The 10,019-nt window shown below is 69.9% G+C and carries 4 protein-coding genes; 3 read left to right on the top strand and 1 reads right to left on the bottom strand.

What is annotated here, in order from left to right:
• Positions 1-185: 185 nt before the first annotated feature.
• Positions 186-4,154: a serine/threonine-protein kinase gene (locus QHF85_RS45755; RefSeq protein ID WP_281333824.1), complete on the bottom strand. Its 3,969-nt coding sequence runs from the start codon at positions 4,152-4,154 to the stop codon at positions 186-188.
• A gap of 442 nt (positions 4,155-4,596) precedes the next feature.
• Here QHF85_RS45755 and QHF85_RS45750 point away from each other — a divergent pair, with 442 nt between their 5' ends.
• The 3 genes from QHF85_RS45750 (at position 4,597) to QHF85_RS45740 (ending at position 10,003) form a co-directional block, all read left to right on the top strand.
• Entirely contained in the window at positions 4,597-5,745 is a 1,149-nt protein-coding gene (locus tag QHF85_RS45750) for an iron-containing redox enzyme family protein (protein ID WP_281333823.1), read from the top strand.
• Between the two features lie 148 nt (positions 5,746-5,893).
• Complete coding sequence (locus QHF85_RS45745; RefSeq protein WP_281333822.1) at positions 5,894-6,490, top strand: glutathione S-transferase family protein; 597 nt, start codon at positions 5,894-5,896, stop codon at positions 6,488-6,490.
• 39 nt (positions 6,491-6,529) lie between these two features.
• Positions 6,530-10,003, top strand: coding sequence for an AAA family ATPase (locus QHF85_RS45740; protein ID WP_281333821.1), 3,474 nt, complete (start codon positions 6,530-6,532; stop codon positions 10,001-10,003).
• The last annotated feature ends 16 nt before the right edge of the window (positions 10,004-10,019 follow it).

The raw sequence follows: 10,019 nt of genomic DNA, 5'->3' as shown, positions 1-10,019 counted from the left end.
ATCGACTGCGCGAAGCGCAGTCGATGCGGGGAGAGTTTTTCTTGCATCGGCCCGTTCGATGAACTGCGCATCGCGCAGTTCATCGACCCCGAGTCCAGCGCTTGCGCTGGTCCAGGTCCAGGAGCGGATAGCTCCTGGTGGGGCCTGGGGCAAAGCCCCAGCGAAGCGCTTCCCCGATGCCGATCTCACGGTCGCCATTCTCGTTCGAGATCCCGGAGACGCACGTGCTCCGGGATCTCCGCGTGCAGCGCCCGCAGGGCCGGGTCCACGATCCTCTCGAGGCGCCATTCGAGCCTGCGGATCGCTTGTGCGAGCGCTTCCCGGGCGGCGTTCATGTCCCCGGTTGCCGCGCGCGCCTCGGCGATCGCGAGGCGCAGCGGGATCTCTGCGTATCCTGCGCTCCCGCCTTCCGCCTCCATCCAGGCTGCGACGTCCTCTGCGACGCGGCGCGCTTCATCGGGACGACCCTCGCGAAGCAAAGCCACGATCAGCGTCCTCTCGATGGACGGGCGCCAGCCGCGAACGTACACCATGAGCCCGAGGGCTTTCTCGGCGGCCTCGCGCGCTTCCGCGGCCTGCCCCTCGGACAGGAAGATTCGCGCGAGCGCGCCGTACGAGACGGCGATGGTGTCTTCCATCGCGCCTTGCTCGATGAGCAGCCTGGCGATGTCCTCGATCTCCGCCCGCCTTTCTGGCGCGCATCGCTCGGCGAGGACGAGCATTCGATAAAAACGCGCCGTGGATACGAGGAACGTGTCGTTCCTCCGGAGCGCGCTCTCCAGGACTTCGTGGATTCCTCGCTCCGCCGCGCCTTCGTCCCCGAGCGCCCCGAGCGTCGCGCTCGACAGGCACACGGTCATGCCCCACCAGCTCCACGAGCACGCCGCCGCATACAGCTCGATGCCGATCCGCACCTGCGTGAAGGTTGCCCAGAGATCTCCCTCGATGAGGAACGCGAAGATCGCCCGCGCCTGGTAGATGTGGCCGCCGGTGAGCAGCTCGCCCTCCGGCAGGCGCGGGGAGAGTGATTCCAGCCGCGAGAGCAGCTGCGCCGTGGGCTCGCGGCCCCCCAACATTCCGACGGCGGACGTGGCCGCTCCGAGGACGAGGAGGTACGAGGCCACCGCGTCTGGCGGCGGCTCGACGGCCTGGAGCACACGAACGAGCATGGCCATCTCGTCCCGCATGGTCCTGTTCACCGCAATCACCAGGAAGGACGCCGCCGCCTGGTTCCACGCGGCGCTCCCCTCGGGCAGGAGCGAAAGCGCTTCCTTGCCGAGCCGCGTGCCCGTTTGCCAGTCGAGGCGCCAGACGCAAGCCTCGACTTCGAGTGCGAGGAGCTTTCCTCGCAGCTCGCCGGATGCGCCGCACGAGAGGCCACGCTCGGCGCGGAGCCACATCCCGTCGAAATCGTCCTGCTGATGCGATTGCCGGGCCGCGTCGAGGTAATGGTGCGCGGCGCGCGCGAGGTCGCCGCCCGCGCGGGCGTGCTCGGCGAGCACCATCGGATCCGCCTCGCCGATCTGCTCCAGGTACACGCACGCGAGCCGATGCCCGAGCACCCGATCCGCGTCGGTCAAGAGCCCGTATGCGGCGTCCCGCAGGAGCGCGTGGCGGAACCCGTACTCGGTTTCGCTGGAAAAACGGCTTTGCGCGCGACGCTCGAGGATCTCGGCCTGGACCAGCTCTTCGAGCCGTTCGTCGGTCGACGGCGTGGCCTGGGTTCGCCCGAGGAGCATGAGCAGCCCGCCGCGCCAGAAGGTTTGTCCAAAAATACTCGCCGCGGAGAGGACGCGGCGGGAGGCGGGATCGAGGCACGAGAGCCTCGCCTGGAGCATCGCCAGCACCGTCACGGGTTGGCCTTCCGCTTTGCCGTCGGCGGCGGCGCGGATGAGCTCCTCCAGGAAGAGCGCATTGCCCGCGGCCTGCTCGACGATGCGCTCGACCGAGGCTGCGGGCACCTCGGGGCCGAGCACGGCCCGGATGAGCTCCCCGGCGGCGCTGTCGCGCAGCCCTCCGAGCCGGACGCGGTGGACGATGCGCCCCTCCCAGAGCTTCGGAAATACGTCGGCCATTTCGGGGCGGCCGAGTGCCAGCACGAAAAACGAGAGCTCCCGCCGCTCCACGAGGGCCGCGTCGACGAGCTTCACCGTCGCCGGGTCTCCCCAGTGGAGATCCTCGAGCACCAAGAGGACCGGGGTGTTCGCGCATTCGGCGGCGAGCAGATCCAGAAAGGCCCGCTGGATCTGCTCGTGCATGATCTTCGGATCACGGAAGGCCGCCCGGAGCAGGGCGCTCGGCGCTTCCACCCCGACGCCGCACATCGTGGCCAGGAACTCGCTCACCCGCCGCTCGTCTGCGGGCGCCACGAAGCGCCCGAGGCGGCGCCGGATCTTTTCCTCTTTTCGAGCCGGCGGATCGCCGACCTCGACCTCGCAGAGCCGGCGCAATGCCTCGCCGAGCACTCCATATGGCGACCCCGCGCTGAGCGGCGCGCCGCTGCCGAAAAGCACGCGAACCGCGAGCGGGCGCGCGCGCAGCCTTCGCAAAAGCTCGTGCCGCAGGCGGGATTTTCCCATGCCGGGCGGCGCGTACACGATCGCCCCCGCCGGCTCGGCATGCTCCATCGATCCCTCGATCGCCGCGACGAGCAAGGCGAGCTCCCGCTCGCGGCCCACGCAAGGGGTGGGACGGCCGAGCAAGAGGCGTGTCTCATCCACCTCGATCACGCGCTCCTCGCGCAGGAGCGGCGCGTCCGCGGTGAACGTGATGTCGAAACGAGGCTCGAGCAGCTTGGCGGTGAGATCGTCCAGAAAAACCCCCGATTGCGTGGTCGCCGGAGCAGCCGTCTCGCCGGCCTCCGAGGGGATTTCGCTTTCACGCGGCGCGAGTAGCGAAAAGGCGCGCTCGATCGCTTCGCCGAGGAGGACTCTTTCTTTCATCACCCCGCGGCCCGTGGTCAGGGCGACGCGGGCCACCGGCCAGGACGCGTGCACGGCGAGCGCGCAACGCGCGGCCGCCGTGGCCTGATCCACGGCGCTCGGCGCGGGCGTGACGACGACGACGAGCGCGCCGCTCGCCAGCCATTCGACGCGCCCGCCGAGGTGGACGAGGCGAGCGCGCAGGGCTTCCCGGAGCGATCCCCATGCGGCTCGCGCGGAGACTGTGTCCCCGTCGCCGAACGGCGGCTCGTGGCCTGGAATGGCGACGACGACGGAGAGCAATTGCAGGGCCTCGCCACTGAGCGCCGCGGAGGCGACGTGATCCGCGCGCCCCGCCTCCGCGGCGACATCGTCCGCGAGGCGCGCCGCGATCACCGCGAGCTCGTCGCAGAGCGCCGCGGCGTCGCGGGGGCGCCGCGACGGATCCTTTTCCAGCATGCGCGCGACGAGCGCGGAGAGCGCCTGGGGCGTGCCGGGCCGGAGCACCTCGACGCGCGGGACCTCCTCGAACAGGACCTTGGCCAGCATCACGAGCGCGCTCGGCGCGAAGAAGGGGGGTTTTCCGGTCAAACCGTGAAACGCGACGCAGCCGAGCGCGAAGACGTCCGCGCTCGGCCGGAGATCGTCCTCGCCGCGCGCCTGCTCGGGGGCCATGTAGCCGGGTGTCCCGAGGAGGGCTCCGGGGCGCGTCAGGGCCGTGCCGGAGAGCGCGCTCCGCGCAATGCCGAAATCGATCAACGTGGCGCGATCGATGCGGCCGTCGCGCAGGAAGATGTTGCTCGGCTTGATGTCGCGGTGGAGAATTCCTTTGCCATGGGCGGCGGCGAGCGCGTCCGCGACGCTGAGGAGCAAGGTCACGCAATCGCGCAGCTCGAGCGGCCCCTCGGCGAGGCGCTTGCCGAGATCCTGGCCCGGGAGCCATTCGAGGGCGAGATACGGCCGTCCGCCCTCGGCCTTGCCGTGAGCGAGATACGAGACGATTCCCGGATGCCCGAGCTGGGACAGGAGCCGCGCCTCCCGGTCGAAACGCGCGGTCTGCTCGAAGCCGCTCCCGGCGGAATGCAGGAGCTTGAGGGCGACCTCGGCGCCGGTGCGGAGGTCGCGGGCGCGAAAGACCTCGCCCATGCCGCCCCTTCCTGCGAGCTCTTCGAGGCGGAAGCGCCCGGCGACGACCGTCCCTGGGTATGCGCCCTCGTGGTGCGGTCGGTTCATCGGCGGCGCCATGGATGGCTCTCGTCGTTCGACAGGAAAATGTTCACGATGGATCTCGCCCCCCCACGATGTGGTCATTACCCCAGTCGCTGCCAGTACGTCAGCGATTTTCATCGCTTGGATCGCGGTTCTTTCGTGGTCCGAGCGTCATGGTTCTGACGTCTTCGCCTGCGGAGCCATTGCGATCGAAAATCGGCGCGAAGGCGCCCCGCCGCGAACGCGTCGATGCAGTCGGAGGCAAGTATTGTGATGCGAGCGACGCGAGCGACGAACGCGTGTTCGAGCGCCCGAGACGCGCTGCGTGAACGCGCCCTGACATCTCAATGGGCACCGTGGGAAAGAACGCACGAATGCGCCGTTGCGACGCGGTCGAATCCGTGGTTTCCTACGTTCCTTCGCTTCGAGGGTCGACCCGGAAGCTGAAAAAAGCGGGAGCGACGCCATGTCCATTCTTCTTCATCGCGTTTCCGACATCACGCTTTCTGAAATCACCGCCGGCCCGTCGGTGCTCGACGGCGCCGAGGCGCTGAGCCGCGTCTACGATTTCGGCAAGCATCCGTACTTCTCATGGATGCGTGCGCCGACGACGCGGATCGAGGAGTTCCGCCGGAGCCAGGCCCCGTATTTGCATTTCGTGGAGCATTTCTCACGCGCGCTCACGGCCGTGCTCGCGCGCGTGCCCACGGTCGAGCGGCGCCTCGCCACCGTCTATGAAAATGTGGTGGAGGAGCACGGGCACGGGGACGTCGAGAGCACGCACCGCGGCACGTTCGCCGGGTATCTGCGCGCCATTGGGCTCCGCGACGAGGAGGCCGCGCGGGAGTGCCCGATCCGGATCGCCGTCGCATACCAATCCCTGCTCGATTTTTGCCTCGTGAACCCCGCCGAGATGGGCGCCGCGGCCACGGGCATCGTGGAATATACCCACATCAAGATTTCCACCCTGATCGCCCAGAGCATCCACGAGCGATTCTGGGGGGATCTCGACGCCCAGCGCCATTACCGCCTGCACGCGGAGATCGACGCCGATCACGCCGTCTCCCTGTTCGCGCTTTGCGAGGAGGGCTGGAAAAATCCCGCGTCGGCGCGCCGCATTGCTTATGCGATGGCGTACGGCGTCCACGTGTGGTGGTCCCTGTTCGATGCGATGTGCCCGGCCGAGATCCTCCTCCCGTCCGCGACCGACGGCATTCGCCCGCTGCTCGGCGGTTCCGGCGCCCGTGCGCCGCTCGCGCCCGCGCCCGGCGACCGCAGGCCCTGCAATTTGCCCGTACGGATGCAGCACGAGGGCGGCGCGTGGCAGGCGGGGATCGCGACGTCCCTCGGGCCGTTCGGGCTCGTCCTCGGCGGGGTTCGACCGCCGCCGCTCGACGCCGCGATCACGGTATCGATCGACGGGCTTTTCAGCGCCCCGCTCCCGATCCCCGGCCGCGTGCGCTCCCCCGCGGGGGAACATGGCGGGTTCTGTGTCGAATTCGTGCTCGACAACGAAGCACGACACGCCGAGGTGCGAAACGCCGTGCGCGCGTTGCTTGCAACCGAGCGTACGATGACACACGGCAGCGGCGATGATGCGCTCCACGTAGTTTGACTGCGCCCGTACGTCGGGGCAATACTCCAGCGCGCGCCACGAGCGCACCTCCCTCGCCCGAGGCCCGCTGATTCACAGGGGGACGCGGGTGAACGCGCGGCGTGACGTCACGTCGAGCCGCGCTTCGCCTGGAAAGACACCGATCGATATGAAGCTTTATTCGCATCCGCTGTCCGGGAATAGCCACAAGGTGCGCCTCATGCTCTCGATGCTTCGCCTCGAGCACGAGGAGATCGTGGTGGACCTCCTGAAAGGCGAGCACAAGGCGCCCTCGTTCCTCGCGATGAATCCGCTCGGCCAGGTGCCCGTGCTCGTCGACGGCGACGAGACGCTGCGGGATTCACAGGCCATCCTCGTGTATCTCGCGCGGAAGTACGGGGGCGAGGCGTGGCTGCCCTCGGATCCGGCCGGGCTCGCCCGCGTCGTGCAGTGGCTCTCGTTCGCCGCGAACGAGGTGCACCACGGCCCGTTCCTCGCGCGGCTGCATTTCCTTCTCGGTGTCCAGCTCGATCTCGGCCTCGCCCAGGATCGGAGCCGCGCGGCCCTCGACGTCCTCGACGCCCACCTCGCAAAGCGCGCGTGGCTCGAGCACGATCGGCCGACGATTGCCGACATCGCCGTCTTCCCGTACGTCGGCCTCGTCCGCGAGGGCAAGGTCACGCTCGACGACTATCGCAACGTCGTCGCATGGATCGAGCGTATCCGCGCCCTGCCCGGATACGTGTCCATGGCGGGCCTCGGATGATTCCCCGCGGCGGGCTCGAGGCAAAGCGGTGAACGGCGCGTGACGTTTCAGTTACCCGACAAGCGATACGGGCGCGAGACGGAGGCGTGGGCCCTGCTCCGGGCCTTCGAACGCGCCGCGACCGGCGCGAGCGAGATCGTGCTCGTCTCGGGCTGGGCCGGCGCAGGGAAATCGACGCTCGTCGAGGAGATCGGCCCCTCGCTCGCCGCGCGCCGCGGGCACCTCGTCGCCGGCAAATTCGACCAGTACAACCGCACCGTGCCTTTCGCCACGCTCCTGCGCGCGCTCGACGATCTCGCGCAGCGCGTGCTCGGCGACGGCGAGGCGGACGATTCGGCCGAATGGCAAGAGCGCCTGTACGAGGCGCTCGGCGAGGGCACGGCCGTCCTCGTCGAGACCCTCCCGAGCGCGCGATCGGTGATCGGGGCCCCCTCCTCACGGTCGCCGAGCTCCTCGGCGGCCGCGTCGTCCTCGGCGAGCTCCGCCGAATCGCAGGCACGCCTGGAGCACGCGCTTTTGCGATTCCTTTCGGTGTTCGCGCGGCCCGAGCAGCCGCTCGTCCTTTTCCTCGACGATCTGCAATGGGCCGACGACGCGTCGCTCCGGTTCCTCCTCGCCGTCGCCGGGGATCCCAGCATTCGCAACACCCTCCTGATCGGCGCATACCGCGATCAGGAAGTGGGCCCCGAGCACCCCGTCACCGACGCAAAAGTCGCGCTCCGGCAGCGCGGCGCGCGCCTCGAAGAGATCGATTTGCCGCCCCTCGGGCCCGAGCACCTGGAGGCGATGATCGGCGACGCGCTCGGGATCTCCGCGGGCCCGGAGATCCAGGCGCTCGCAGCCGAGGTGCACCGGCGCACCCGCGGAAACCCATTTTTCGCGCGGGAGTTTCTCCGGTACCTCGTCCAGGAAGGCTTCATCGCCGAGGGCGCGGTCCCCGGGGCGTTTGCGTGGGATCTCGCGCAGATCCGGACCGCGCCGATGCCCGAGGACGAGGTCGCCCTGCTCGTCCGGGACATGCGCAAGCTCCCCGTCGGGACGCAGGAGACGCTGCAGATCGCCGCCTGCATCGGCGCGCTCTTCGACGTGCACGAGCTCGCGGCGGCGCGCGGCGCCACGGAGATCGAGGTCCTCGCGGCCCTCTCGGCGACGGGGAAGGATCTCGTGATGCCCGTCGATCCACGCAAGCGGAGCGACGCCACGGGGGTCGCGCCCCTCGCTTTCCGCTTCCTGCACGATCGCGTGCGACAAGCTGCCTACGAGCTCATCGGCGAGGACGATCTGCCGCGGATCCGGCTCCTCGTCGGGCGGCGCCTTTACGCCGACGCGCGCGCCCGCGGCGTCATCGACGAAAAGCTCTTCGAATTCGTCGAGCACCTGAACGCCGGCGCCTCGCTCCTCACCGACGCGGCCGAGCGCGACGAGCTCGCCCGGCTCGATCTCGCCGCCGGCGCGCGCGCAAAGGCGCGGACGGCCTACGACGCCGCGGCACGTTATTATGGCGCGGGCGCGGCGCTCGCCCTCTCGGGCGAGGATCCGGCGCTCCTCTTCGCGCTCCACCTCGGCCGGGCCGAGTGCGCTTATCTGCGCGGCCAGCTCGACGAGGCCGAGGCGCTGCTCGTCGCCTTGCCGGTCCCGCCGCGAACGAGCTCCGAACAGGCCGCCGTGTGCCGGGTCCGCATGGCCGTCCGCACGACGCGCGGTCGGGCCGCCTCTGCCATTGAAGTGGGCCTCGACGCGCTCACTGCGCTCGGCCTCGACATCCCGCGGGACGAGGCGACGGCCCAGATCCTCGCAGAGCAGGAGCACGCCCGGGTGCGCGAGCGGCTCGCGGCGCGCGGGACCTCCGCGCTCTCGGAGGGCGCGCCGCTCGAGGACCCGGACAAACGCGCCCAGCTCGAGATCCTCACGAACCTGCTCGCGCCGGCGAACCTCGTGCGGCCCGCGCTCTTCAGCCTTTGCGCGGCGATCCAGGCGAACATCTCGCTCGAATACGGCCACGCCGACGAATCCATTTACGGCTACATGCTGTACGGCATGCACCTCGCCACGTCGCTCGGTCGTCATGCCGAGGCGGGGGCGTTCGGCAAGCTCGCGCTCCGGCTCGACGAGCGCCGCGGCAGCGCGGGCGAGCCTTGCCGCTTGAATTTCGTCTATGGCTCGTACGCCCATTTCCTCGAGCCCATCCCCGACGTGCTCGGCTATCTCCGGCGAGCGTACCGCACGGGGCTCGCGACCGGCGATTACATCTATCTCTCGTACGCGTGCAGCCACATCGTGCTCCTGCGGCTCGCCCTCGGCGACCCGCTGAAGGACGTCGACGAGGAGGCCGAGCGGCTGCTCGCATTGATGGAGCGGACCAAGGTCGCCTCGTCGATCGCGGTGCAAACGCTGGTGCGGCGGATCCTCGCGGCGCTCGCGGGGCGCACGCTCGACGTGCGTTCGCTCTCCGGGGACGGCTTCGACGAGGACGCGTTCGTCGCCTCCTTGCGCGAGCGAGGCGTGCATTTCGCGCTCTCGTGGTACCGGGCGGCGCGCATCAAGCTGGCCTTCCTGAACGGCGACGACGAGGACGTGCTCGTGATTGCCGGCGAAGGCGGGGAGGGGGCGTGGTTTTACTTCGCGACCGAGGCCGTGTACCTGACCTGCCTCGCGGCCGCCCGCCTCTCTGCCGAAGGGGCAAACCCCTCCGAGGGGCCGCTCGCGACGTTCGAGCGAAATGCCGCGCGCATCGCCGGCTGGGCCCGCGCCTGTCCCGCGAACTATGCCCACGAGGAGCTCCTCCTCGCAGCCGAGCGCGCGCGCATCGCGGGTGATCACGCCGCGGCCGGCCCACTCTACGAACGAGCCGTCGAGGCCGCCGAGGCGGCGGCGCTCACGCCCCACGTGGCGATCGCCTGCGAGAGGGCCGCGGCGTTTTTCCGCGCCCAGGGCGACGATGAGCGCGCGCGGAGCCACGTGCATGGCGCGCTCGACGCCTTCGCGCGCTGGGGCGCGGACGCGCTCGGCGAGCGCTTGCGCCTGGAGCACGCGGATCTCTTGCTCCACGAGGTCCTCGCGGGCTGCGAGGCGGAGGCGCGCGGGCGGCCGATCCTGGTCGTGCCGTTCGCGCTCGGCGCGCTCGTCGCCGAGGTGGTGCTGGCCGTGGCTCCGGCCTTCGAGCGGACGCGCGACGCGCTCGAGGTCGAGCAACCCGACGAGCTCGGGTTCATGGAGAGCGACGAGCCGAAGGTGCGCTGGCTCCTGCTCCGCGTCTTCGGCGGACGGGCGCTGCGCTCGCGCCCCGGGGGCGTGTCGTTCCGGGTCCATCAAGGGCGCGAGGGGCGCCTCGGCGATACGCCGTGGGTCGGCTTCGAGGTGACGGACACGGACGACACGGTGGACGTCGCGTCGATGGAAGACGTTGCCTCGGTTTGTCGAGAGCTCGGTGGATACCTCGCGGTCGAGCGTGGGGACCATGGCGTTCGCTCCACGGTCGTGATCCCGATGTTCCACATGGGCCCCGACGGCTGACGCGGCCGCCGCGAAG

Origin of the sequence: Polyangium sp. 6x1, assembly GCF_029946515.1 — a bacterium.
Classification (GTDB): domain Bacteria; phylum Myxococcota_A; class Polyangia; order Polyangiales; family Polyangiaceae; genus Polyangium.
The sequence above is the reverse complement of the archived record's forward strand: the minus strand, read 5'-3'. Positions and strand labels throughout refer to the sequence as shown.